A 23696-nucleotide genomic window follows, 5' to 3' on the forward strand; every position below is an offset into this window, starting at 1 on the left:
CCCGCGCTGCGCCCACTGCATCTCTCTGCTCCGCCGTCCCGCCCCTCCCCCCCCCCCCCCCCCCCCCCCCCCCCCCCCCGCGGCCGTCACGGGTCCGCCGGGGTCAGGAAGCGCCCGGGGCGGGCGTCTGCCCCTCGGGGCGCTGCCCGCTCTCCTGGTGCTCGCCACCGGTCGAGCCGTCACCGGAGCCGGTGTCGCCGCCGCTCCCGGTGGAGCCTTCGGGAGACGGCTTCGTGGACGGTGAGGTGTCCGGGTCCGGCGAGGTCTTGCCGCCGTCGGACGGGCTCGGGGTCGGCGCGGGGGTGCCGTCGTCCGCGCCCTCGCCGGTGCGGCCCTCGTCGGACTTCCCGGGGTGCGGGGTCGGCTCGTCGCCGCCGCCCTTCTGACCGCCGCCACCGGGCGAGTGGCTGGTCCCGGGCGACTGCGGGGTATCGGGCCGGTGCCGGCTCGAGCCACCGGTGTGGGTGATGTTGCCCAGCGTGGTGCCCTTCTCGCCGCTCGCCGCCTGCCCGGCCAGCAGCTCGGTGGCGGTGACCCCGCCCATCGCGAGGACGAACACCACGAGCGCGCCCAGCGCCGGCCGCTTCCAGCCGCGCAGCCGGGTGCCGTACGTCGTGGTGCTGACTTCCTCGGGCCGTGCGGCCGGGCGGGGTGCCGCGGGAGTGGCCTCGGCGGGGCGGGCGTCCACCCGTCCCAGCGCCATGGTCGGCTGCTCCAGCCGCGGTACGAGCTGGGTCCGCTCCGCCGGGTGGGCGCTCGCCGGGTCGCGGCGCCGGGCCTGTTCGGCCCGCGGGACCAGCTGGGTACGGGCCGCGGCGGGCCCGGGTGTTCTGGCGGCGACGGAGGTGACCTTGTCCTCCGTGCCCTGCTTGTCGAAGGTCGGCAGCACCATGGTCGGGCCGGCCTGCCGTGCCTGCTGGGTGGTGGATCGAGTGTGGAGAGAAGAACGGCGCGGCTTCGGCCGGGTGGCGACCGAGGCCTCCTTGATCTGTTCGCCGGTGCGCCGGAACAGGTGCTGGAATATCGAACCGCCGGTCGTGGCCACGACACTGACCACACCCGCGCCGATGATGGTTCCGTAAACACCGAGCTGCCCCGCGAGGTACGCGGCGACGGCCGCAGCGAGTGCGCTGCCGGCCACCTGAGCGATGCTCAGGTCGATCCGCTTCTCCTTCTTCTTCGTGGCGGTTTCGGTTTCTTCGTCCATCTCCAACCTTTGATAGCCCCTTCGATCCATCTTGCATGGAGAAGTGACCAATTGGCGGAGTCAACAGTTCCGAATTTGGGGAATCTGTGAAACTCGCCACCCGCGTGGCAGGTAGAGAGATCGACAAGGCGACCGAACTCCACTGACCGCCCAGAAGTTCGGCGGCGCGGCGGTCCACCTCAGTGGCCCGAATGGAGTACTGTGGCGAACCCTGGCCCCGGTTCCCGTCCGGCTGCCCGGAACCCACGGGAGGGGCCTTCAAGGCGGCACTCACCCTGGGGCGCCGCCGCTCGGCACGGGTGATCGGCGACAGGGCAAGCGGCATGGTCACTGAGCGTTGCAAACTGGTAACCGTGTCATAACGGCGTTTGAGGGCCAAGCCTCGACACGCCGGGCAACTCGGCAATGTTGTGGCAGGCTGCACCCGGGCAGGCCACACTCGACTAGCGGAAGCAGCGACGCACGTGACGTCGGCAGGCACCACCCGGGAGGTCCCCATGCCCGAACTGCGTGTCGTGGCCGTCTCCAACGACGGCACACGGCTGGTGCTCAAAGCTGCGGACAGCACCGAGTACACGCTTCCGATCGACGAACGGCTGCGCGCCGCAGTCCGCAATGACCGCGCGCGGCTCGGCCAGATCGAGATCGAGGTCGAGAGCCATCTGCGGCCGCGGGACATCCAGGCGCGGATAAGAGCAGGTGCCTCCGCCGAAGAGGTCGCCCAGCTCGCCGGCATCCCCGTCGACCGGGTACGCCGCTTCGAGGGCCCGGTCCTCGCCGAGCGCGCCTTCATGGCCGAGCGGGCCCGTAAGACACCCGTACGGCGCCCCGGCGAGAACACCGGTCCGCAGCTCGGCGAGGCGGTCGCGGAGCGGCTGCTGCTGCGCGGCGCCGACAAGGACAGCGTGCAGTGGGACTCCTGGCGCCGGGACGACGGCACCTGGGAGGTGCTGCTGGTCTACCGCGTCGCGGCCGAGCCGCACTCGGCGAGCTGGACCTACGACCCGCCGCGGCGGCTGGTGCAGGCCGTGGACGACGAGGCCCGGGCGCTGATCGGCGAGAGCGACGACACGCCCGAGCCGAGCTTCCCGTTCGTCCCGCGCATCGCCCGGCTGCCGCGCGACCGGCCGCTGGACCGCACGCTGGACCGGCAGACGTCCGAGCGCGCGCAGTCCGGTGGCGAGGAGAGCGAGCAGCGCGGCAGCGAGGAGGCCGTCGGCGAGCGGGAGCGGGATTCGCTGACCAGCCTGCTGGAGGCGGTGCCCAGCTTCCGCGGCGACATGGTCGTCCCCGAGAGTGCCAAGGCGCCGCAGGTCGACGAGGAGCCGGAGGCCGAGGTCGAGGAGCCGCCGGCCCCGGCCGCCAGCGCGGGCGCGGGTTCCGCGTACGCCGATGTACTGATGCCCCGGGCCGTGGCCGGCCACCGCGACCGGCTGACCGGGACGACGGACCGGCAGGCCGAGGCGGACGGCGTACGGCCCGGACGCCGGGCGGCCGTGCCCAGCTGGGACGAGATCGTCTTCGGCACCCGGAGGAAGAAGCCGGAGTAACGGGCCGGCCACCGCGCACCACCCGTCCGCCCGCTCCCTGGCTCCCAGGGAGCGGGCGGACGGCGTCGTACGGCGCCGTGGCGGGGTCTCAGCCGGGCTGCGGGCCGGTGGCGACCGGACGGGACGGGTCGGCGGTCCATTCGCTCCAGGAACCGACGTAGAGCGCGGCGGGGACGCCCGCGACCGCGAGGGCCAGCACCTCATGGGCCGCGGAGACCCCGGAACCGCAGTAGACGCCCACCTCCGCGTCCGCCGTGGCGCCCAGCGCCGCGAACCGCTCGGCCAGCTCTTCGGCGGCGCGGAAGACCGTGCCGCCCTCGGCGACGTTCTCGGTCGTCGGCGCGGAGACCGCGCCCGGGATATGGCCGGCTACCGGGTCGATGGGCTCGACCTCGCCCCGGTAGCGCTCGCCGGCCCGCGCGTCCAGCAGAACGCCCCGACGGGCGAGCGCGGCGGCGTCGTCGGCCGTCAGCAGCCGCAGTGCGCCGGGCACCGGAGTGAAGTCACCCGCGGGCGGCTGCGGTTGGTCGGTGCTCAGGGCGCCGCCGGTCGCCTGCCAGGCGGCGAGGCCGCCGTCCAGCACCCGCACGTCCGGGTGACCGCTCCAGCGCAGCAGCCACCAGGCGCGGGCGGCCGCCCAGCCCTGGCCACCGTCGTAGACGACCACCGGGCGGTCCGTCCGTACGCCGGCGGCCCGCATCGCCTCGGCGAAGGCGGCGAGGTCGGGGAGCGGGTGCCGGCCGGCCTTGCCGGGGGGTGCGGCCAGCTCGTCGTCGAGGTCGACATAGACCGCGCCGGGCAGATGGCCGGCCGCGTACTCGGGGCGGCCGGGCGGGCCGCCGAGCTGGTAGCGGACGTCCAGGAGCACCGGCGGGGTGGGCTTCGCCAACTCGCTCGCGAGTTCGGTAGCGGTGATGATGGCATTCATGGGACTCATCCTTGCGTAGCGATGACTACGTACAGAAGGCGGGTGCCCACCCTCCGTATGGCGCAGTTACAGCCTGCCGTAACGTCGCCGAAACGGATGGGAAACATCAAAACGGGCATTCTCCCTCGCGAACGCGCCGTGGACGGCGCGGCCGGGGCGCACACCAGGTCACCGGGTGCGAGCATCTGCTCGGGACCCGCGCCCGTACCGCACAGGGTCCGCACACCGACGCTCCGAGGAGAGAGTGACAATGACGACCGAGGCCGCGACTCGGCGGAAGCCCGGGGCGCCCTGCTGGGTGAGCCTCCTGGCCCACAGCCTGCCCGTGACGCAGGAGTTCTACGGTGCGTTGTTCGGCTGGGAGTTCCGCCCGGGGCCGCAGCACTTCGGTCCGTACTCCCGGGCCTTCCTCGACGGCCGGGAGGTCGCCGGGCTCGGCGAGCTGGCGCCGGACCGCAACCTGCCGGTCGCCTGGACGACCTATCTGGCCAGCGACGACGCGGATGTGACCGCGGAGCAGATTCGTTGCTGCGGAGGGACGGTGGGCGTCGGACCGCTGGACGCGGACGACGACGCGGGGCGGATGGCGATCGCCTCCGACCCGCAGGGCGCGATCTTCGGCATCTGGCAGGGCAGGTCGATGATGGGCACCGCGATCACCGGCGAACCGGGCACTCCGGTGTGGAACGAGCTGGTCACCCAGGACACCGCCTCCGTCGGCCCGTTCTACGAGCACGTCTTCGGCTTCGAGGCGGAGGCCCCGACCTCGTCCGACCCGTCCGGCGCCGACTATCTGACGCTGCACCTCAAGGGCCAGGCGGTGGCCGGCATCCACGGCGTGGGCAACGCGCTGCCCCGCGACCGGGGCCCGCACTGGATGACGTACTTCGCCGTGCCCCATGCGGACGCGGCCGCCCGCCGGGTCACCGATCTGGGCGGCCATGTGCTCCAGCCGGCCCACGATGCGCTCCACGGCCGCCAGGCGACGGTCGCCGACACCGAGGGCGCGGTCTTCAGCATCGTCGAACGGGGCTGAGCGCCACCGCTCGCCCCGCGCGGCGGGTGCGCCCCGGATTCCCGCGGAAGCCGAGGCGCACGGGACGCAATCCCGCCGCGACGCGTGCCCTCCCCGGCGTGCGTTCGGTGCACTTTTGGTGCGTTTTCCGATTCCTCCAGGAAACCGCCCGCCCTGTTTCTCGCGGGGGCTTCTCCGGAATTCGTTGCACATCGACGACAAAACCGTCGACGGAAAGGGATTTCTGGGCCGAGGGGCGTGCCGCCAAGGCAAAACATACCGGACGGTCCACTTGTTGGCGGGATGCGGGCCGGGGCTGACCGCGTAATATCCGGCCGGCATTCACCGGCGCGGGGAAGCGTGACGCCCGCGACGCCTACGAGACCGCGGTGGAGCGTTCCGCCCCCAGGAGTCGTTCGGCGCGGAAGGGTGAGGTGTCCAGCCTCGCCAGCACGCCGGGAACGGCGATATTGGGGAGTATCAGCTCCAGGAGCCGGGAGATTTCGCAGGACAGGTCCCGCCCCTCCGGCATGACCTCGGACACGAGCTGGACACCCGTCCAGGCGCCGACGAACAGCCGGGCGGTGTCGGCGGGGTCGACATGCGGTAACAGCTCCCCGCGCTCCTTGGCCTCCAGGAGCACCTTGCCGACCAGCTCGATCCAGTCGGGCCAGCGGGTGCCGAACATGCTGCGCGCCTTGGAGTCGACGGACAGCCGTATGGAGGCGCTGAGCAGCGGCTCCCTGGGCAGCCGGTGGGCCAACAGGAGCGCTATGTCCGCCCACTCCTGGAGTTTGAGCGGTTGCGGCACCAGACCCTCGGTGGTCACCGCCTCGGCGAGCACTCCGCGCGCCAGCTCCTCCTTCGAGGTGAAGTGGAAGTACAGCGCCCCACGGGTGAGTTGGGCGCGGTCGATGATGGCGGCGATCGTGGCGGCCTCGTAGCCGCATTCGTTGAAAATCTCTGCGGCAGCCACCAGGCAGGTCCTGCGCGTCCGGATCGCCCGTTCCTGTTTCGCCAACTCACGTCTCCCGTGCCAAGTATTTACGGCTATGTTGAAAAAGACCGCGGACCCGGTTTATTTTATCAGCGTCAACTTCTGTCAGATGGGCCGCACCCAGGGGGACTTGATGGCCGAAGCCGCCGCACACATAGATACGCCGCAACATGACCGCAGGTCCCCGCTTCGGTCCGATGGCTCTTCCGGTGCCCCGTCCGGGAATCTCCAGGAATACGCTCACCTCAAGAACTCGGACACGCTCTTCGTCACCGGCTGGAACAGTCGCGGATCCGGCGAATTCTCGCTCACCGCCCAGTGGCCTGCCGTCCACGGCGGGCGGCAGTGCGACCCCCGGGTGCTCGCCCAGACAATCCGGCAGAGCGGTCTGGTCATCACCCATGCCGAGTACGGCGTGCCGCTGTCCCATCAGATGTTGTTGCACGACTTCAACTTCACCGTCAATCCGGAATTCAACCTTCCGCAGAACCGGCCTACGGATCTGGACATCGATGTCACGGTCTCCGGCACCGGACCCAGCGGGCGCGTCGGCAGCGCACTGGACATGAAGCTCCACATCCGTCAGGGCCGAACCACCGTGGCGCATGCGGACTTCCAGTGCGCATGGTCCTCACCGGCGGCGTACCGGCGGCTGCGCGGCGCACACCTCGCCGTGGGCTGGGGAAGCTGGACGCTCCCCGCGCCGGTCGCGCCCGAGCTGGTCGGACGGTCCAGCACGGCCGATGTGGTGCTCGCACCGAGCGACCGTCCGCGCCGCTGGCAGCTGCGCAACGACACCGGCAACACCCTGCTCTTCGACCACCCGGTCGACCATGTGCCGGGCCTGGCTCTGCTGGAGGCCGCCTATCAGGCCGCCCACGCCACCCTCGCGCCCGGCGGGTTCGCCCCCGCCGTCTTCACCAGCAGCTTCACGCGCTACGTCGAGTTCGACGAACCCTGCTGGATCGAGACCGAGTTGCTGCCCCGCTCCGCGACCGGAACGCTCGCGGTCCAGGTCACCGGAGTCCAGGGCGGGCGGACCGTCTTCCGCGCCGGACTGAGCGGGGCGCCGCTTCCGGGAGCTGTTCGACGCGAACAAGCCCCGGAAGGTCACTGATCGGCCAGTCCTCCGTCCACCGGACACCGGCGCGACGACGCGAAGGGGTGAGTCGGCCGCCCAGGCATTGACGCTCGCCCCGGCCTACCCGGGGGCGTCGGCCGACACCGGCAGGACGTCCGGCGACAGCGCACCGGCGCGGGCCCTCGCGCTGGTCATCCGGCGCAGGTGGTGCCGCCGGCACAACACCTCGTAACCCACTTCGCCCATCGCGTGGTCGACGTCGCCCACCACCACCTGGGCGCCCTCGACCACCATCTCCCCGCCCACCGTACGGGCGTTGTGCGTGGCCCGCGCACCGCACCAGCACAGCGCTTCGACCTGCAGCGACTCGATCCGGTCGGCCAGCTCGATCAGGCGCCGGGAGCCGGGGAACAGATGTGTCCGGAAGTCGGTGGTGATCCCGAACGCGAAGACGTCCAGGTCGAGGTCGTCGACGATCCGCGCGAGCTGGTCTATCTGCTCGGGGGCGAGGAACTGGGCCTCGTCGACGATGACGTAGTCCGCCCGGCCTCCTTGGGAGAGGTGGTCGACGAGGTAGGCGTAGAGGTCCATCCCCTCGTCGGCCTCCACCGCGTCGGTCACCAGCCCCAGCCGCGAGGACAGCCGGCCCTCGCCCGCCCGGTCGTCGCGGGTGAAGATCACTCCTTGCAGGCCCCGGGCCGAGCGGTTGTGCCCGATCTGCAGGGCCAGGGTGCTCTTCCCGCAATCCATGGTTCCGGAGAAAAATACCAATTCGGACACGGCTGTGGGGTGGCCTTTCACGTCGGGTCGGAGGCGTCGCAGCGGGCGCGGGCCGCGGGCGGCGCCGTCGGGCGTGCGGGTCGGGTACGGGGCGCTGAAATGCGGGGTGCGGACGTACGGGTCAGGTACGGACTTCCAGGAGCGGCACCAGCTGCTCCATGGGGGTCATCGAGCCGTGCATCCCGACCATCTCCGATTCACGGGGCTCTCGTTCGCTGGCGATGATCACCATGTCGGCGTGCGCTGCCGCGACGACATCACCGATCCGGGCCCGCACCCGGTCGTCGACGTGCGGCCCGAACCACCCGGCCGCGATGGCCTCTTCGCGGCTCGCGACCCACATCTGCTCGCCGACCACCTCGCGCCACACGGCGAGCACATCGGCGGCCGCGCCCCGGTGTGCGTAGACATGCCGGGCCCGGCCCTCGCCGCCCAGCAGCCGTACGCCGGCGCGTAGTTCCCAGTCCTCGTCGAAGTCGATCCGGGACTCGGGGTCGAAGGGGATGTCGATCATGCCGTGGTCGGCGGTGACGTAGAGGGCGCTGCGCGGCGGCAGCTGCTCGGCCAGCCGCTGGGCGAGCCGGTCGACGTACATCAACTGGCCGCGCCAGGCGTCGGAGTCGACACCGTAGCGGTGCCCCTTGCCGTCCACCTCGGAGTAGTAGGTATAGACCAGCGAGCGGTCGCCGGCGGCGAGCTGCTCCGCGGCGAGGTCCATGCGGTCCTCGCCGGAGAGCCGGCCGTGGAAGGTGCCGCCGCTGAGCGCGACCTTGGTGAGCGGTGTCTGCTCGAAGTTCGGCGCCGAGACCTGGCAGGTGTGGATGCCGGCGGCGTCGGCGAGCTGGAAGACCGTCGGGTACGGCTGCCAGGCATACGGGTCGGTCCACGGGTACCAGCGCAGCTGGTTCATCAGCTCGCCGGTGGCCGGGTCCTCACAGGTGTATCCGGGCAGGCCGTGGGCGCCCGGCGGCAGGCCGGTGCCGACCGAGGCGAGCGAGGTGGCGGTGGTGGAGGGGAAGCCCGCGGTGAGCGGGCGGCCGCTGCCGTTGAACGACGTGCCCAGGAGCGAGGTGAGGAACGGCGCCTCCTCCGGGTGGGCCCGCAGCAGCTCCCAGCCGAGGCCGTCGATCAGAAAGACGCAGACCCGGTCGGCGGGGGCCAGCTCCATGGTCGAGGCGAGGCCGGGAACGCCGAGGCCCGCGGCGACGGTGGGCAGCAGATCGGCGAGCGATCCGGTGCCGTAGAGGGGTACCGGGGCGCCGAGCGGGTCGAGCGGTTCGGGTTCCGGCCAGACGGGGGCGATGTCGACCATCAGCGCGGGTTCGTGGTGGCCGCGGTGGCCTCGGAGAGCGCCTGGGCGAAGGCGAGCGTCTCGCGGACCGAGTCCGGACCGTCGCCGGCCTCGCTGACCCGCAGCGAGAGGTCGTCGGCGGTGGAGGAGCCGGTGTAGCCGTGGTCCGCCTCGCAGTTGGGGTCGCCGCAGGCGGCGGGCTCCAGGTCCAGGCGCGCGACGGCACCCCAGCCGATGGTCAGCACGACCTCGCGGGGCAGCTGGCCCGGGGTGTAGGACTCGGGGTTGGCGACCACGCGGCTGAGCACCACGGAGGAGATCCGGCCCAGCTTGACCGATTCGGTGGAGGTGGTGGCGTACGGCGAGGGGGAGGTGGCGTCGGCGGCCTGCTCGTCGGTGTGGCTGACGATGAAGCGGGTGCCGGTCAGGACCAGGACCGTGACGTGGCGGCGGACCTCGTTGGCGTCGAAGGTCGTCTCCTGATGGACGAGGTACGACACCACCGGCTCACCGCCGACCGCTGCCTGCACCGCCTCGGCCACGAGCGTCGGGTAGTAGCCACTGCGCTCGATCGCCGCGCGCAGCCCCTGGGTCGTCGTACCGGTCTTCGCCATGGGGTCCATCCTACGGGGCCTGCCGGGCGCCACGGGCCCAGTGGGGGCCGAGGGGCCGCTCAGTACGCGGGCAGCCGGCGCGGGCCCAGGTCGGTGGTGGCGGGGGGCCGCGCCAGGCGGACGGCGGCCCCCAGGACGGAGAGGCCCTGGGGGGCGACCACGACCGGTTCGAGGTCGACGCCGACGACCTCGGGGTGGTCGTCGACGAGCCGGGAGACCCGCAGCAGCAGCTCCGCCAGCGCGGCGGTGTCGACGGGCTGGGAGCCCCGCCAGCCGAACAGCAGCGGGGCGGCGCGGATCGAGCGGATCTGCTCGGTGACCTCTTTGTCGGTGGCGGGGATGAGGCGGTGGGCGATGTCGCCGAGGAGCTGGGAGGGGGCGCCGGCCAGGCCGAAGGAGAGGACGGCGCCGGCGGCCGGGTCGATGGCGGCGCGGATGACCGTGTCGACCCCGCGCGGCACCATCGCCTGCACGACCGGGCGCAGCTCCTCGGGAGAGCCGAGGAAGTCGGTCAACTCGGCGTATGTACGGCGGAGTTCGGCCTCGCCCGCGATGTCCAGGCGGACCCCGCCGAGGTCGGCGCGGTGCCGTAGATGAGGGGCGGTGGTCTTGAGGGCCACCGGGTAGCCGAGGCGGGCGGCCGCGCGCACGGCGGTATCCGGGTCGGGGGCCGGCAGGACGGGGCGGGTGTGGATGCCGTAGCGGGCGAGCAGACCGGCGGCGTCCTCGGGCGGCACCGGGACCGAACGGCCGCTGGGGACGTCGGGGGCGAGCCGGTCGAGGAGGCGCTCGATGCCGGCGCCGGCGGCCGCCTCCTGGATGTCGTCGTACTCGGGCACCCGGCCCGGCTCGGCGGCCTCGCGGCGCCAGGCGGCGTAGCGGACGGCCTCGGCGAGGGAGCGTACGGCGCGTTCGGCGGCGGGGTAGGCCGGGATGCGGAGCGGGGCGGTGCGGGGTGCGGCCGCGGTCTCGGCGTCGTGGGCGGGCGGCGCAGGTGCGGTGCGGGCGGCGGGGGGCGGGCCGGGAGGGATCGGGGGGCGGGCGGAGGCCGCCCGGTGCGCCGGGGCGGGCGGAACCGGTGGGATCGGTGGGATCGGTGGGATCGACGGGATCGACGGGATCGGTGGGTTCGGCGGGTTCGGCGGGGCTGGTGGGTTCGGCGGGGCTGGTGCGGGGCGGGGCTCGTCGACGGCGACGGCCGGGGACGAGGCCTGGGGGCCGGCAGCCGGGGCGGCGGATGCCGGGGGCTCATGGGGCTCGGGGGACGCCGCCGGCGCCGCCAGCGTCTCGGCCAGGTCGTCCATCGCCAGGTGGACGACCGTGACGGGCTTGTGCGGATGGGCCGCGGCCGCGCTCCGCAGGGCTGCGGCGAGCGCGATGCCCTCGCCGGCCCCCGGGGAGGCGCCGTCCTGCTCCCCCACCCAGGGGATGGCCGTGACGATCACGGCGTCGCAGCCGTCGCCGGAGAGCGTCTCGGCGAGCGCCGCACGGAAGTCCTCCGGCGTGGCCGCGGAGGCCAGCACTCGGGGGCGCAGCGGACGCAGCCGCTCGGTCAGGCAGGCGTCGTAGGCCAGCAGCGCCAGCGACTCGGAGTTGCCGAGGATGGCGATGCGCGGGCCGGCCGGCAGCGGCTGGGAGGCCAGCAGCAGCCCGGCGTCGATCAGCTCGGTGACCGTGTCGACGCGGATCACCCCGGCCTGGCGCATCAGGGCGGCGACCGTGCTGTCGGGGACGCGGACGGTGGGCACGGCGTGGCCGAGGGGGGCGGTGCCGTTGTGCCGGGCTCCCTTGGCGACCACGACCGGCTTGACGGCGGCGGTGCGGCGGGCGAGCCGGGCGAACTTGCGGGGGTTGCCGATGGACTCCAGATAGAGGATCACGACATCGGTGTCCGGGTCGTCGTGCCAGTACTGGAGCAGGTCGTTGCCCGAGACGTCGGCGCGGTTGCCGGCCGAGACGAAGGCGGAGATGCCGGCGATGCCGCCGTCACCGGGGCCGCGCGCGTGCAGTCCGCTGAGCAGGGCGATGCCGATGGCGCCGGACTGGGTGAACAGGCCGATGTGGCCGGCGCCGGGCATCCGGGGGGCGAGGGAGGCGTTCAGCCGGACGTCGGCGGCGGTGTTGATCAGGCCGAAGGCGTTCGGCCCGATGAGCCGCATGCCGTACGAGCGGGCCTGGCGGAGCAGGGCGCGCTGCCGCTCCCTGCCCTCGGGGCCCGACTCGGCGTAGCCGGAGGAGAGGATCAGCACGCCCTGGACGCCGTGTTCGCCGCAGTCCCGGACGACGTCGGGGACGCTGTCGGCGGGGACGGCGATGACCGCGAGGTCGACCGGCTCGGGGATCTCCGCGAGCGCACGGGCGGCCGGCACCCCTTCGGGGTCGAGCCGCCGCATGTCCTGGGGGAAGGCGTGGTTGACGGCGTGCACCCGGCCCGTGAAGCCGCAGGTGAGGATGTTGCGCAGCGCGGTGCGGCCGATGCCGCCGGGGGCGCGGCCGGTCCCGATGACGGCGACCGAGCCGGGGGCCAGCAGTCGCTGCACCGAACGGGCTTCGGCGCGCTGCTCGCGGCCGCGCATGACGGCCACGGACTGCTCGGTGGGCTCCAGGTCGAACTCCAGCCGGACCACGCCGTCTTCGAACGTCCGCTTCTGGGTGTACCCGGCGTCCGTGAAGACCTTGATCATTTTGGAGTTGGCGGGCAGCACCTCGGCGGCGAACCGCCTGATGCCGCGCTCGCGGGCCACCGCCGCGATGTGCTCCAGGAGGGCGGAGGCCACCCCGCGCCCCTGATGGGCGTCCTGGACGAGGAAGGCGACCTCGGCCTGGTCGTCCTCGGGGTCCTTGGCGGGCAGCCCCTGGTCGTTGATCCGGTCGTAGCGGACGGTGGCGATGAAATCGCCGCCGACCATCGCGGCCAGTCCGACGCGGTCGACGTAGTCGTGGTGGGTGAAGCGGTGCACGTCGCGGTCGGACAGCCGCGGGTAGGGAGCGAAGAAGCGGTAGTACTTCGACTCGTCCGAGACCTGTTCGTAGAAGGAGACCAGCCGCTCGGCGTCATCGGGGGTGATGGGGCGGATCCGCGCCGTGCCGCCGTCGCGCAGCACCACGTCCGCTTCCCAGTGGGTCGGGTATGCATGATCCGGCGGCTTCTGCATGCGGACAGAGTACGGCCGGGCACTGACAACCGGCCCGCGCGCGTACGCTCGGGACAGGACTCGGGGCTGCCGGAGCACTCCCGACAGCGTGAGAGACTGGTCTAGACAACTGTCACGACTTTGAAGGGCAACACCATGGCTGAGCGCCGCGTCAATGTCGGTTGGGCCGAGGGCCTGCACGCCCGCCCCGCGTCGATCTTCGTCCGTGCGGCCACCGCCTCCGGCGTCCCGATGACGATCGCCAAGGCTGATGGCAACCCCGTCAACGCGGCCTCCATGCTCGCGGTGCTGGGCCTGGGCGCCCAGGGCGGCGAGGAGATCGTGCTGGCCTCCGACGCCGAAGGTGCCGAGGCCGCGCTCGACCGCCTGGCGAAGCTCGTTGCCGAGGGTCTCGAGGAGCTCCCCGAGACCGTCTGAGTCCCCCAGGACCTCTGCATGCGGCGGCCCCGCCGCGGTGACCGGAACCCGGTCGTCGCGGCGGGGCCGTTTCGCTGCGATCGCGATTCTTCGCCCCGGCCGGTATGCCGCCTGAAATGCCGCAGCGCGGCGCCATGCCCCGCCGCCGCTGAATAGATTCTCCGGAAAACTCCGCCGGAAAAACGCCGTACGGTTCGGCGCCCGGCACGAAAGCACCAGAAATCCGAATACGGGTGCACGGCGGACGGAATACCGGCACCCTGCAAGAAATCGCCGTGCGGCCGTCGCGCCCATTCCCCTGCGCGTGCCATTGCCCCGCACCCCTCTTTGTATACGGGGCCGTTGTTAAGAGCGGGCGCGCGCTGTGTTGACGGGCCGTTTCGGATCCCTCACCTCGGCCTTGGCCGGGCGCCGCAGCCGGTAGACCGGCAGTGAACGCTCGATATGGGCCGCCATCAGGGCGCGGGCGCGTTCGGCGTCCCCGCGGGCCACCGCGTCGAGCACCGCGCCGTGATCGTCCCAGGACTCGCCGGCTCCGGCCGGCGGCTCCACCGCGTACATCCACTCGATCTTGCGCCGCAGCTGGGTCAGCAGCGCGGTCAGGCTGGGGCTGCCGGCCGCCTGGGCGAGCGTCTCGTGGAACCAGCCGTCCAATTGGCGCAGGTCCGCGGCGTTGCCGTGGCGCGCCCGCTCACGTCCCAGCCGCACCAGCCCGCGCAGCACCTTGAGATGGGCCGGGCTGCGGCGGGCGGCCGCGCGGGCGGCACCCAGCGGCTCCAGCAGCGCGCGGATGTCCAGCAGGTCGGCGGCCTCCTGCTCGGTGGGCTCGGCGACACAGGCGCCCGCGTGGTGGCGGGTGGTGACGAAGCCCTCCGACTGCAGGGTGCGCAGCGCTTCACGGACCGGCACCCTGGAGACGCCGTAACGCGCCGCCAGGATCTCCTCGATCAGCCGGCTCCCCGGCGCCAGCGCACCGGAGACAATGTCCTCGCGAATCGCCGTGCACACCGCATGCGCGGAAATATGGCCTCGCATCGTCCGTGCCTCCGCCGTAATCCCCTGGAAACGCCGCCGGTTGACGACTTTTCCGTGACTCTATTCGACCGGGACGGCTTTTCCGACGGACTCCGCTTATCCATGGATATTTTTTAGCCAGCGGACGGCGCCGGCATCGGGCGAAGCGGTGTGTCAGACGATGCGGAGGCGACCGCGGTGCATCAGACGTTGACGCCGTGCGAGCGCAGATACGCGATCGGGTCGATGTCCGAGCCGTAGTCGGCGGTGGTGCGGGCCTCGAAGTGCAGGTGCGGGCCGGTGACGTTGCCGGTGGCGCCGGAGAGCCCGATCTGCTTGCCGGGGGTGACGCTCTCGCCGACCGAGACGGAGATCGACGACAGGTGGCCGTACTGGGTGTACGTGCCGTCGTTCATCTTGATCACGACGTTGTTGCCGTACGAGCCGCCCCAGCCGGCCTCGACGACGGTGCCCGCGCCGACGGCGCGGACGGAGGTCCCGGAGGCGGCGTGGAAGTCGATGCCGGTGTGGCTGCCCGAGGACCACAGGCCGCTGGACGCCTTGTAGGCGGTGGACACGTAGGAGCCGGCGATCGGGGCGACGAAGGTGTTGAGGCGCTTGCGCTCGGCCTCGCGGGCGGCGCGCTCCTTGGCCTCGCGCTCCGCCTTGGCCTTCTTCCGGGCCGCCTCGGCGCGCCGCTGGGCCTCCTCGGCCTGCTTCTTGGCGACGGCCTCGGCCTTCGCCCTCGCGGCGGCGGCCTCGGCGTCGGCCTGCTGCGCGTCGGCCTGGGCCTCGATGCGGTTGGCGAGCTCGTCACCGAGGACGACGGCCTGCTGCAGACCGGTGTCGTGGGTGCGCGCCTCGTCCGTGGCGGCCAGCGCCGGCGAGGCCACCGAGGCGACAACGCCGGAGGCCGCGAGGGTGGCTATGCCCGCGATGTTGCGGGTCGAGCGGGCGGTGCGGCTCGCACGACGGTGCTTCCCGGTGGCACGTATGAACGCCATGTACTGGCTTGTCCTTTCCTTCCTTCTCGCCTACCGGGTTAGCTGACGGGTTCGGAGCAGGAAGGTCTCCTACGGGCTCCTCCGAAGAGGCGTCCGATTCACCCCAGGGACGTGTGGGTCCCCGGCTCCCCTGGCTCGCGCCGTACGGGGACTCGGCGATGACTGTCCGGTGCCACTGTTGTGGCGGAGTTGTGACGAACAGCCGGACCGACGCTAATCGGGGCAACTTTCGATCGCCAAACAGAACCGCTTTTTTGTGCGGGATGCCACAAGAAGCGGAGCGGTCAGTCGCCATAAACCGGACATACGGCGGCTCCCGTGGCAGAGAGCACCACGGGAGCCGCCGCTCGAAACTGATCCGCCGTCATACGGGGCGGCCAGGGCGTGCCTTCCGGATCGGCCCTGGCTGTGTCGCCCTAGCCGCCGACGACCGTCACCTCGCCCAACCCCAGCGCCTTGACGGGCTCGGCGATCTGGGCCGCGTCACCCACCAGGACCGTCACCAGCCGGTCCACCGGGAAGGCGCTGACCGCCGCCGCGGTCGCCTCGACCGTGCCGGTCTCCGCGAGCCGGACGTACAACTGCGCCTGGAAGTCGTCCGGGAGCTGCTGCTCGACCTGGTCGGCCAGCGTGCCCGCGACGGCCGCCGCGGTCTCGTACTTCAGCGGCGCGACGCCGACGAGGTTCTGGACGGCGACATCGCGCTCCTCGTCCGTCAGCCCTTCCGCCGCGAGGGTCCGCAGCACCTGCCACAGGTCCTGGAGCGCCGGCACGGTGGAGGCGGTGTCCACCGAGCCGCTGATGGCCAGCAGCGCCGCGCCCGTCGCCCCCTCGGGGGAGGCGGGGGCGGTGGAGCGCAGCACCTGGCCGAAGGCGCGCACCCCGTAGGTGTAGCCCTTCTCCTCCCGCAGCACACGGTCCAGCCGGGAGGTGAGCGTGCCGCCCAGGCAGTACGTGCCGAGGACCTGCGCCGGCCACACCCGGTCGTGGCGGTCGGCGCCGATCCGGCCGATGAGCAGCTGCGTCTGGACGGCTCCGGGGCGGTCCACGATCACCACACGGCCGGTGTCGTCGGCGACGATCGGCGCGGCCTTCAGCGGCTCGGCCGTCGAACCGCTCCAGGCGCCGAGGGTCTCGGCGAGCGCCGCGTCCAGGTCGACACCGGTGAAGTCGCCGACGATGACGGCGGTGGCCGTGGCGGGCCGCACATGGGCGTCGTAGAAGGCCCGGACGGCCGCCGCGTCGATGCGGGCCACGGTCTCCTCGGTGCCCTGGCGGGGCCGCGACATGCGCGCGGTGGCCGGGAACAGCTCCTTGGACAGCGCCATGGCGGCACGGCGGGCCGGGTTCGCGAGCTCGTGCGGGATCTCGTCGAGGCGGTTGCGCACCAGCCGCTCGACCTCGCTGTCGGGGAAGGCGGGGGCGCGCAGCGCGTCGGCGAGCAGGCCGAGCGCGCGCGGCAGCCGGGAGGCCGGGACCTCCAGGGAGACCCGTACGCCGGGGTGGTCGGCGTGGGCGTCCAGCGTGGCGCCGCAGCGCTCCAGCTCGGCGGCGAACTCCTCGGCGTCGTACTTGTCGGTGCCCTCGGACAGCGCACGCGCCATGATCGTGGCGACGCCGTCCAGGCCCTCGGGCTCGGCGTCCAGCGGCGCGACGAGGTTGACCTCGACGGCGACGACCTGCTGGCCGGGACGGTGGCTGGTCAGCAGCGTGAGCCCGTTGGGGAGTTGACTGCGGTCGGGGGCCGGGAAGGCCCACGGCTTGGGCGCGCCGCCCCGGGGCTGGGGGTGGAAGTCCATGGTGCTCATGGGGGACCCTGCGCGGTTGGTGGCGTCGCTCACTGGTCCGCCTCCCCTTCCTCGGTGTCGGCGGCGTCGGTCGGCTCGGTGGGTTCGTAGACCAGCACCGCGCGGTTGTCGGGGCGCAGCCGGGCCTTGGCGACCGCCTGCACCTCCTCGGGGCTGATGTCCAGGACACGCCGCACGGCGGACAGCGCGAGCTGCGGATCGCCGAACAGGACGGCGAAGCGGCACAGTTCGTCGGCGCGGCCGCTGACCGTGGCGAGGCGGTCCAGCCATTCGCGCTCCAGCTGGGCCTGCGCGCGCTCCATCTCCTCCGGGGTCGGGCCGTCGGCGGCGAAGCGGGCCAGCTCCTCGTCGACGGCGCGCTCGATGTCGGGGACCTCCACGCCGCCGGACGTCTTCACGTCCAGCCAGCCCAGCGAGGGCGCGCCGGCCAGCCGCAGCAGGCCGAAGCCGGCCGCCACGGCGCTGCGGTCGCGACGCACCAGCCGGTTGTACAGGCGGGAGGACTCGCCGCCGCCCAGGACGGTCAGCGCCAGGTCCGCGGCGTCCGCCTCACGGGTGCCGTCGTGCGGCAGACGGTAGGCCGCCATCAGGGCGCGGGAGGGCACGTCCTCCTCGACGACCTCGCGCAGCTGTCCGCCCATGACGTCGGGCAGGGTGCCGTCCCGGGGCGGCTGCTTGCCGTCGTGCGAGGGGATCGAGCCGAAGTACTTCTCGATCCAGGCCAGCGTCTGCGCGGAGTCGATGTCGCCGACGACCGACAGGACGGCGTTGTTGGGCGCGTAGTACGTACGGAAGAACGCCCGGGCGTCCTCCAGCGAAGCGGCGTCCAGGTCGGCCATCGACCCGATGGGCGTGTGGTGGTACGGGTGGCCCTCCGGGTACGCCATGGCCGTCAGCTTCTCGAAGGCCGTGCCGTAGGGGACGTTGTCGTAGCGCTGGCGGCGCTCGTTCTTGACGACGTCGCGCTGGTTCTCCAGGGACTCTTCGTCGAGCGCGGTCAGCAGCGAACCCATCCGGTCCGCCTCCAGCCAGAGCGCGAGCTCCAGCTCATGGGTGGGCATGGTCTCGAAGTAGTTGGTGCGCTCGAAGCTCGTGGTGCCGTTGAGCGAGCCGCCGGCGCCCTGCACCAGCTCGAAGTGGCCGTTGCCCTTCACCTGCGCGGAACCCTGGAACATCAGGTGCTCGAAGAGGTGAGCCAGGCCCGTACGGCCCTTGACCTCGTGGCGGGAGCCGACGTCGTACCACAGGCACACCGCCGCGACCGGGGTCAGGTGGTCTTCGGAGAGCACCACGCGCAGGCCGTTGGCCAGCCGGTGCTCGGTCGCTGTCAGGCCGCCGGAGCCGGCTTGTTCTGTGGCCGTGTGACCCATGGGCATGTACGTCCCTTCGATCCGCTTGCGAGGAAGTTCTGTCACTGTATGCAAGCGCGTCGGCATCTGGCGAAGTTCCCGTGCGACCGGCCCCGATCGAGCGTCGTGCCCGGGGCCCTCGAGAGGCGAAGGGGGAGTCGCGGTGGGCGTTGTCAGTGGGGCGGTCCACAATGGTCCGCGTCAGACTCACAGATCTCGCCGGTTGATCCCCCAGCTGATTGACCCGACTGATTGACCGACGTCGCCCTGACGTCGCACCCGACATCGGCAGTAGACGCAGCAGAAGGAGCCGCAGCCGCGATGGCCCGCCGCAGCACGAAGACCCCGCCGCCGGACGACTTCGAGGAGAGGATCCTCGACATCGACGTCGTCGACGAGATGCAGGGTTCCTTCCTCGAGTACGCGTATTCGGTCATCTACTCGCGCGCCCTGCCGGACGCCCGCGACGGTCTCAAGCCCGTGCACCGCCGCATCCTCTACCAGATGAACGAGATGGGCCTGCGCCCCGACCGCGGCTACGTCAAGTGCGCCCGGGTCGTCGGCGAGGTCATGGGTAAGCTTCACCCGCACGGCGACGCGTCGATCTACGACGCGCTGGTGCGCATGGCGCAGCCGTTCTCGATGCGGGTACCGCTGGTGGACGGCCACGGCAACTTCGGCTCGCTGGGCAACGACGACCCGCCCGCGGCCATGCGGTACACCGAGTGCCGGATGGCGTCCGCGACGTCCCTGATGACGGAGTCGATCGAAGAGGACACCGTCGACTTCGCGCCCAACTACGACGGCCAGGAGCGCGAGCCGGTCGCCCTGCCCGCCGCGTACCCGAATCTCCTCGTCAACGGCTCGTCCGGTATCGCGGTCGGCATGGCCACGAACATGCCGCCGCACAACCTGGGCGAGGTCATCGCCGCGGCCCGCCATCTGATCAAGCACCCCAACGCCGACCTGGACACGCTGATGCGCTTCGTGCCCGGTCCCGACCTGCCGACGGGCGGCCGGATCGTGGGCCTGGGCGGCGTACGGGACGCGTACGAGAAGGGCCGCGGCACGTTCAAGATCCGTGCGACGGTGACGGTGGAGAACGTCACCGCCCGCCGCAAGGGCCTGGTCGTCACCGAACTCCCCTTCACGGTCGGCCCCGAGAAGGTCATCTCCAAGATCAAGGACCTGGTCGGCTCGAAGAAGCTCCAGGGCATCGCGGACGTCAAGGATCTCACCGACCGTGAGCACGGCCTGCGGCTGGTGATCGAGGTCAAGAACGGCTTCAACCCCGAGGCCGTCCTCGAGCAGCTCTACAAGCTCACGCCGATGGAGGAGTCCTTCGGCATCAACAACGTCGCGCTGGTGGACGGCCAGCCGCTGACGCTGGGTCTGAAGGAGCTGCTGGAGGTCTACGTCGACCACCGCTTCGAGGTGGTGCGCCGGCGCAGCGAGTTCCGGCGCGGCAAGCGGCGCGACCGGCTCCACCTGGTCGAGGGCCTGCTGACGGCCCTGGTGGACATCGACGAGGTGATCCGCCTGATCCGCTCCAGCGAGAACAGCGCGCAGGCCAAGGAGCGGCTGATCGAGCGCTTCTCGCTCAGCGACATCCAGACGCAGTACATCCTCGACACGCCGCTGCGCCGGCTGACCAAGTTCGACCGTATCGAGCTGGAGTCCGAGCGCGACCGGCTGCAGGACGAGATCGACAAGCTGACCCGGATCCTGGAGTCGGACGCCGAGCTGCGCAAGCTGGTCTCCAACGAGCTGGCCGCGGTCGCCAAGAAGTACGGCACGGACCGGCGCACGGTCCTGCTGGAGTCGGCGGGCCCCTCGGTCGGCGCGGTGCCGCTGGAGGTCTCCGACGACCCGTGCCGGGTGCTGCTGTCCTCTACGGGCCTGCTGGCGCGCACGGTCACCGGCGAGGTGCCCTTCGACGCCGACGCCAAGCGGGTCAAGCACGATGTGATCGTCTCGGCGGTGCCGGCGACGACCCGCGGCGAGGTGGGCGCGGTGACGTCCCTGGGTCGGCTGCTGCGGCTCTCGGTGATCGATCTTCCGCAGCTCCCGGAGACGGCGGCCGCACCCAGCCTCTCCGGTGGCGCCCAGATCTCGGAGTTCCTGACGCTGCAGGACGGCGAGGAGCTGATCTGCCTGACCACACTGGACGAGTCCTCGCCGGGCCTGGCCCTCGGCACGGAGCAGGGCGTCGTCAAGCGGGTGGTGCCCGACTACCCCTCCAACAAGGAGGAGTTGGAGGTCATCACCCTCAAGGAAGGCGACCGCATCGTGGGCGCCGTCGAGCTGCGCACCGGTGAGGAGGATCTGGTCTTCATCACCAACGAGGCGCAGTTGCTGCGCTATCAGGCGTCGCAGGTGCGGCCGCAGGGCCGCCCGGCCGGCGGTATGGCGGGTATCAAGCTGGGCGAGGGCGCAAAGGTGATCGCGTTCTCGGCGGTCGATCCGGCCTCCGACGCCATGGTGTTCACCGTCGCCGGCTCACACGGCACGCTCGACGACTCGGTGGCCACGGCCAAGCTCACCCCGTTCGACCAGTACCCGCGCAAGGGCAGGGCCACCGGCGGCGTGCGCTGCCAGCGCTTCTTGAAGGGCGAGGACTGTCTGACCCAGGCATGGGCGGGGCCGACGCCGGTGCGGGCCGCGGACGCCAAGGGCGCCCCGGTCACGCTGCCGGAGGCCGATCCGCGACGGGACGGCTCGGGAGTGCCCCTGACGAAGCCGGTGGCGGCACTGGCGGGACCGATGTAGGCGGCCGCACCGCGCGCAACGCTGACGGGCTCCGTCGGGCCGGTGGACATCCGGCCGACGGAGCCCGTCCGCCTTCCTCAGCCGCTCCCCCCAGCCGCTCTCCTCAGACGTCTGCCTCAACGGCCCCCTCCGACGTCTGCCCTCTTCAGACATCACCCTCAGCCTCTTCACACATCACACTCGGACGTCTTCCGACATCACCCTCGGAGGTCTGCTCCGATGTCATCTTCACGGGCAGCCACATAGCGCAGCACGCCCCACATGCTGTTCACATCGGCATCCGACGGGCCGGTCTCCCGGCAGTTCTCCAGCTCCTTGCGCAGCGCCGGCGCGTCGACGCCGCTGCCGATCATGACGAGCTGGGTGCACCGCTCCTCGCCCTTCGGCCACGGCTCGGGGTAGAAGCGCAGGAAGTCGCCGACCGCGTGCAGCGTGAACTTCTGGCGGTTCTCCGGAACGTCGAAGTGGACGAAGCCCTTGATGCGGTAGAGGCCGGTCGGGCGGCTGTCGAGGAAACCCATGAGCCGGCGCGGGTGCATCGGCTCGGACGAGGTGAACTCCACGCTCTGATAGGCGGCGTGCAGATGACCCGTGTGACCGGGGTGATGTGCGTGCTCCGGGTGATCGCAGTGGCCTTCGCCGTCATCGCAGTGGTCGTCGTCCTCTCCCTGACCGGCGGGCCCGCCGTTCGCCGCGGCCTCTCGCAGCAGATCCTCGAACGACAGCTGACGCACGGACGCGTCGAGGTCCTCCCCCGTCCCGCGATCGAAGAACAGCTCGGGGTCGACCCGCCCGTACGCCGTGCAGATCACCGGCCGTCCCGGAGCGAGCTCCGCGAGCCGGTCCATGAGCGCCTGCCGCGCCGCCTCCCCGATCCGGTCGGCCTTGTTGAGCACCACGATGTCGGCGATGCCCACATGCCGGTCCAGTTCGGGATGCCGCGCACGGGTGTCATCGAACTCGGCGGCGTCCACGACCTCGATCAGTCCGCCGTAGACGATCCGGTCGTTGTCGCTGGCGAGGATCATCCGGATGAGTTCCTGCGGCTCGGCCAGCCCGCTGGCCTCGATGACGATCACGTCGATACGGGCGGCGGGGCGGGCCAGCCGCTCCAGGTAGGTGTCCAGTTCGCTGGTGTCGACCGCGCAGCACAGACAGCCGTTGCCGAGCGACACCATCGAGTCCACCTGCCTGGCGACGGTCATGGCGTCGATCTCGATGCTGCCGAAGTCGTTGACGATCGCGCCGATCCGGGTGCCGTCACCGGCGCCGAGCAGATGGTTGAGGAGGGTGGTCTTGCCCGACCCGAGGAATCCCGCGAGCACGACGACCGGGATCTGTTGCGTGGCCAAGGGGGCGCCTCCATGGTGGGGGTGGCGGGCCGCCCGGACCGGCGGCGAACGAGCTGTCGATCGTAACGGACCGCCGGCCGCCACGGGCCCGGCCCGTCGGCCCCTAGAGGGCCGCGACGGCGGGCAGCGGCTGCGGCGGGGGCTGGCCGACGTACCGGGCCGCCGGACGAATGATCTTCGAATCCTCCGCCTGCTCCAGGATGTTGGCGCTCCAGCCGACGACGCGGGCCGCGCAGAACGTGGGCGTGAACATCTCACGGGGTAGTCCGCACAGCTCCATGACGACGCCCGCGTAGAACTCCACATTGATGTGCAGCTCGCGACCCGGCTTGAGCTTGGCCAGCAGTGCCTCGGCTCTCGCCTCCACCTGGAGGGCGAACTCCACCAGCGGTCCACCGAAGCCCTCGGCGATACCGCGCAGCATCCGGGAGCGCGGGTCCTCGGTGCGGTAGACGGGGTGCCCGAACCCCATGATCCGCTCGCCGCGCAGCACGCGGTCGCGGATCCAGGCGTCGATGCGGTCCGGTGTGCCGATGGCGTCGAGGGTGTCCAGTGCGCGGCTGGGCGCACCGCCGTGCAGCGGGCCGGAGAGCGCGCCGATGGCACCGACGAGGCAGGCCGCGAGGTCGGCGCCGGTGGACGTGATGACGCGGGCGGTGAAGGTCGAGGCGTTGAACCCGTGGTCGATGGTGGAGATCAGGTACGCCTCGATCGCGCGCACCTGCTCCGGCTGAGGCTCTTCGCCGGTGAGCATGTAGAGGTAGTTGGCGGCGTGGCCGAGATCCGCGCGCGGCTCCACGGGCTGCTGCCCCTGGCCGAGCCGGTAGAGCGCGGTGAGCAGAGTCGGTACGGCGGCACAAGCGGCAAGTGCGTCGGCCCGCCTCTGGTCGGCATCGATGTCGTACAGAGGCCGGAAGCCGGCCGTCGCACCGAGCAGCGAGAGCGCGGTACGCAATCCGGCGAGCGGTCCGGCGAGTGCACCGGCTTGGGCAAGGGCGGGAAGCGCGTCGCGCACGGCGGCGGGCAGCGGCCGCAGTGCCGCGGTCTGGGTTGTGAAGGCCGCCAGCTGCGCCGCGTCGGGCAGCTCACCGTGGAACATCAGGTACCAGACGTCCTCGAAACTGCGGCTCGCGGCCAGCTCGACGGCGGAGTACTGGCGGTAGTGGTAAAAGCCCTCGAGACCCCGGACGTCGCCGAGTTGGGTCTCGGTGACGATGACACCCGCGAGTCCACGCGGCGCCTCGATCGGTGCGTTCGCCTCGGCGATCGCCATGGCGGATCTCCTTTGTTCTTCCTCCTCGAATATTGATCCGACTATCTATGCTTGACTCAACAGTCGTCAATATTGATTGAATCAATATGTAT

At 71.7% G+C, this 23696-nt stretch carries 18 protein-coding genes and 1 riboswitch; of the genes, 5 read left to right on the top strand and 13 right to left on the bottom strand.

Going from position 1 to position 23696, the window contains the following annotated elements:
• Positions 1-103 precede the first annotated feature (103 nt).
• Complete coding sequence (locus AC0680_RS35225) at positions 104-1207, bottom strand: hypothetical protein (protein WP_478637059.1); 1104 nt, start codon at positions 1205-1207, stop codon at positions 104-106.
• A gap of 497 nt (positions 1208-1704) precedes the next feature.
• Between AC0680_RS35225 and sepH the strand changes: the two genes are divergently transcribed.
• Complete coding sequence (gene sepH, locus AC0680_RS35230) at positions 1705-2757, top strand: septation protein SepH (protein WP_478637061.1); 1053 nt, start codon at positions 1705-1707, stop codon at positions 2755-2757.
• Positions 2758-2845: 88 nt separating this feature from the next.
• Here sepH and AC0680_RS35235 read toward each other — a convergent pair whose 3' ends face one another.
• On the bottom strand, positions 2846-3685 hold the full coding sequence (locus AC0680_RS35235; protein ID WP_478637063.1) for a sulfurtransferase: 840 nt from the start codon (positions 3683-3685) through the stop codon (positions 2846-2848).
• A gap of 250 nt (positions 3686-3935) precedes the next feature.
• Between AC0680_RS35235 and AC0680_RS35240 the strand changes: the two genes are divergently transcribed.
• A complete protein-coding gene (locus tag AC0680_RS35240) occupies positions 3936-4721 on the top strand; it encodes a VOC family protein (protein ID WP_478637065.1) in 786 nt (261 codons plus the stop codon).
• A gap of 355 nt (positions 4722-5076) precedes the next feature.
• Here the strand turns inward: AC0680_RS35240 and AC0680_RS35245 are convergent, their stop codons facing one another.
• Positions 5077-5721, bottom strand: a complete 645-nt coding sequence (locus tag AC0680_RS35245) for a ScbR family autoregulator-binding transcription factor (protein WP_478637067.1) — start codon at positions 5719-5721, stop codon at positions 5077-5079.
• A gap of 109 nt (positions 5722-5830) precedes the next feature.
• Here AC0680_RS35245 and AC0680_RS35250 point away from each other — a divergent pair, with 109 nt between their 5' ends.
• Positions 5831-6814 carry a ScbA/BarX family gamma-butyrolactone biosynthesis protein gene (locus AC0680_RS35250; protein ID WP_478637127.1) on the top strand — a complete coding sequence of 328 codons (984 nt, stop codon included), beginning with the start codon at positions 5831-5833 and terminating at the stop codon, positions 6812-6814.
• An 84-nt stretch (positions 6815-6898) separates the two neighbouring features.
• Here the strand turns inward: AC0680_RS35250 and AC0680_RS35255 are convergent, their stop codons facing one another.
• The 4 genes from AC0680_RS35255 to AC0680_RS35270 form a co-directional block, all read right to left on the bottom strand.
• Positions 6899-7558: a thymidine kinase gene (locus tag AC0680_RS35255; protein ID WP_478637069.1), complete on the bottom strand. Its 660-nt coding sequence runs from the start codon at positions 7556-7558 to the stop codon at positions 6899-6901.
• 121 nt (positions 7559-7679) lie between these two features.
• Complete coding sequence (locus AC0680_RS35260) at positions 7680-8870, bottom strand: alkaline phosphatase family protein (protein WP_478637071.1); 1191 nt, start codon at positions 8868-8870, stop codon at positions 7680-7682.
• Positions 8870-9463: a DUF5998 family protein gene (locus AC0680_RS35265; protein ID WP_393496570.1), complete on the bottom strand. Its 594-nt coding sequence runs from the start codon at positions 9461-9463 to the stop codon at positions 8870-8872. Before AC0680_RS35265 ends, AC0680_RS35260 begins: the two co-directional genes overlap by 1 nt.
• Before the next feature lie 59 nt (positions 9464-9522).
• Positions 9523-12618 (bottom strand): bifunctional acetate--CoA ligase family protein/GNAT family N-acetyltransferase, encoded by a 3096-nt coding sequence (locus tag AC0680_RS35270; RefSeq protein ID WP_478637074.1) that lies wholly within the window; start codon positions 12616-12618, stop codon positions 9523-9525.
• 135 nt (positions 12619-12753) lie between these two features.
• On the opposite strand from AC0680_RS35270, the gene AC0680_RS35275 reads away from it, so the two are divergent.
• Positions 12754-13035, top strand: a complete 282-nt coding sequence (locus tag AC0680_RS35275; RefSeq protein WP_026170334.1) for an HPr family phosphocarrier protein — start codon at positions 12754-12756, stop codon at positions 13033-13035.
• Between the two features lie 345 nt (positions 13036-13380).
• On the opposite strand, the gene AC0680_RS35280 is transcribed toward AC0680_RS35275, so the two are convergent.
• The 4 genes from AC0680_RS35280 to AC0680_RS35295 form a co-directional block, all read right to left on the bottom strand.
• Positions 13381-14070 (bottom strand): GntR family transcriptional regulator, encoded by a 690-nt coding sequence (locus AC0680_RS35280; protein WP_478637076.1) that lies wholly within the window; start codon positions 14068-14070, stop codon positions 13381-13383.
• Between the two features lie 182 nt (positions 14071-14252).
• Positions 14253-15053, bottom strand: coding sequence for a M23 family metallopeptidase (locus AC0680_RS35285; protein ID WP_478637078.1), 801 nt, complete (start codon positions 15051-15053; stop codon positions 14253-14255).
• Between the two features lie 12 nt (positions 15054-15065).
• Positions 15066-15221, bottom strand: a riboswitch (cyclic di-AMP (ydaO/yuaA leader).
• 248 nt (positions 15222-15469) lie between these two features.
• Positions 15470-16852 (bottom strand): M16 family metallopeptidase, encoded by a 1383-nt coding sequence (locus AC0680_RS35290; RefSeq protein WP_478637128.1) that lies wholly within the window; start codon positions 16850-16852, stop codon positions 15470-15472.
• A gap of 38 nt (positions 16853-16890) precedes the next feature.
• On the bottom strand, positions 16891-18231 hold the full coding sequence (locus tag AC0680_RS35295; protein ID WP_478637129.1) for a M16 family metallopeptidase: 1341 nt from the start codon (positions 18229-18231) through the stop codon (positions 16891-16893).
• Positions 18232-18531: 300 nt separating this feature from the next.
• On the opposite strand from AC0680_RS35295, the gene AC0680_RS35300 reads away from it, so the two are divergent.
• Positions 18532-20979 (top strand): DNA gyrase/topoisomerase IV subunit A, encoded by a 2448-nt coding sequence (locus AC0680_RS35300; protein ID WP_478637080.1) that lies wholly within the window; start codon positions 18532-18534, stop codon positions 20977-20979.
• Between the two features lie 197 nt (positions 20980-21176).
• Here the strand turns inward: AC0680_RS35300 and AC0680_RS35305 are convergent, their stop codons facing one another.
• Both AC0680_RS35305 and AC0680_RS35310 read right to left on the bottom strand, forming a co-directional pair.
• Positions 21177-22331 carry a CobW family GTP-binding protein gene (locus AC0680_RS35305; RefSeq protein WP_478637082.1) on the bottom strand — a complete coding sequence of 385 codons (1155 nt, stop codon included), beginning with the start codon at positions 22329-22331 and terminating at the stop codon, positions 21177-21179.
• A 103-nt stretch (positions 22332-22434) separates the two neighbouring features.
• Positions 22435-23604 carry a citrate synthase/methylcitrate synthase gene (locus AC0680_RS35310; RefSeq protein WP_478637084.1) on the bottom strand — a complete coding sequence of 390 codons (1170 nt, stop codon included), beginning with the start codon at positions 23602-23604 and terminating at the stop codon, positions 22435-22437.
• Positions 23605-23696: the final 92 nt, after the last annotated feature.

The sequence above is a fragment of the Streptomyces sp. NPDC043738 genome (genome assembly GCF_056436545.1).

Bases quoted from the DNA above. Each gene is read 5' to 3' on its own strand.
- AC0680_RS35240 (WP_478637065.1), top strand. From the start codon at position 3,936: ATGACGACCGAGGCCGCGACTCGGCGGAAGCCCGGGGCGCCCTGCTGG.
- AC0680_RS35290 (WP_478637128.1), bottom strand. From the start codon at position 16,852: ATGGACTTCCACCCCCAGCCCCGGGGCGGCGCGCCCAAGCCGTGGGCC.
- AC0680_RS35260 (WP_478637071.1), bottom strand. From the start codon at position 8,870: ATGGTCGACATCGCCCCCGTCTGGCCGGAACCCGAACCGCTCGACCCG.
- AC0680_RS35235 (WP_478637063.1), bottom strand. From the start codon at position 3,685: ATGAATGCCATCATCACCGCTACCGAACTCGCGAGCGAGTTGGCGAAG.
- AC0680_RS35265 (WP_393496570.1), bottom strand. From the start codon at position 9,463: ATGGCGAAGACCGGTACGACGACCCAGGGGCTGCGCGCGGCGATCGAG.
- AC0680_RS35270 (WP_478637074.1), bottom strand. From the start codon at position 12,618: ATGCAGAAGCCGCCGGATCATGCATACCCGACCCACTGGGAAGCGGAC.
- AC0680_RS35310 (WP_478637084.1), bottom strand. From the start codon at position 23,604: ATGGCGATCGCCGAGGCGAACGCACCGATCGAGGCGCCGCGTGGACTC.
- AC0680_RS35250 (WP_478637127.1), top strand. From the start codon at position 5,831: ATGGCCGAAGCCGCCGCACACATAGATACGCCGCAACATGACCGCAGG.
- AC0680_RS35275 (WP_026170334.1), top strand. From the start codon at position 12,754: ATGGCTGAGCGCCGCGTCAATGTCGGTTGGGCCGAGGGCCTGCACGCC.
- AC0680_RS35300 (WP_478637080.1), top strand. From the start codon at position 18,532: ATGGCCCGCCGCAGCACGAAGACCCCGCCGCCGGACGACTTCGAGGAG.
- sepH (WP_478637061.1), top strand. From the start codon at position 1,705: ATGCCCGAACTGCGTGTCGTGGCCGTCTCCAACGACGGCACACGGCTG.
- AC0680_RS35280 (WP_478637076.1), bottom strand. From the start codon at position 14,070: ATGCGAGGCCATATTTCCGCGCATGCGGTGTGCACGGCGATTCGCGAG.
- AC0680_RS35225 (WP_478637059.1), bottom strand. From the start codon at position 1,207: ATGGACGAAGAAACCGAAACCGCCACGAAGAAGAAGGAGAAGCGGATC.
- AC0680_RS35295 (WP_478637129.1), bottom strand. From the start codon at position 18,231: ATGGGTCACACGGCCACAGAACAAGCCGGCTCCGGCGGCCTGACAGCG.
- AC0680_RS35285 (WP_478637078.1), bottom strand. From the start codon at position 15,053: ATGGCGTTCATACGTGCCACCGGGAAGCACCGTCGTGCGAGCCGCACC.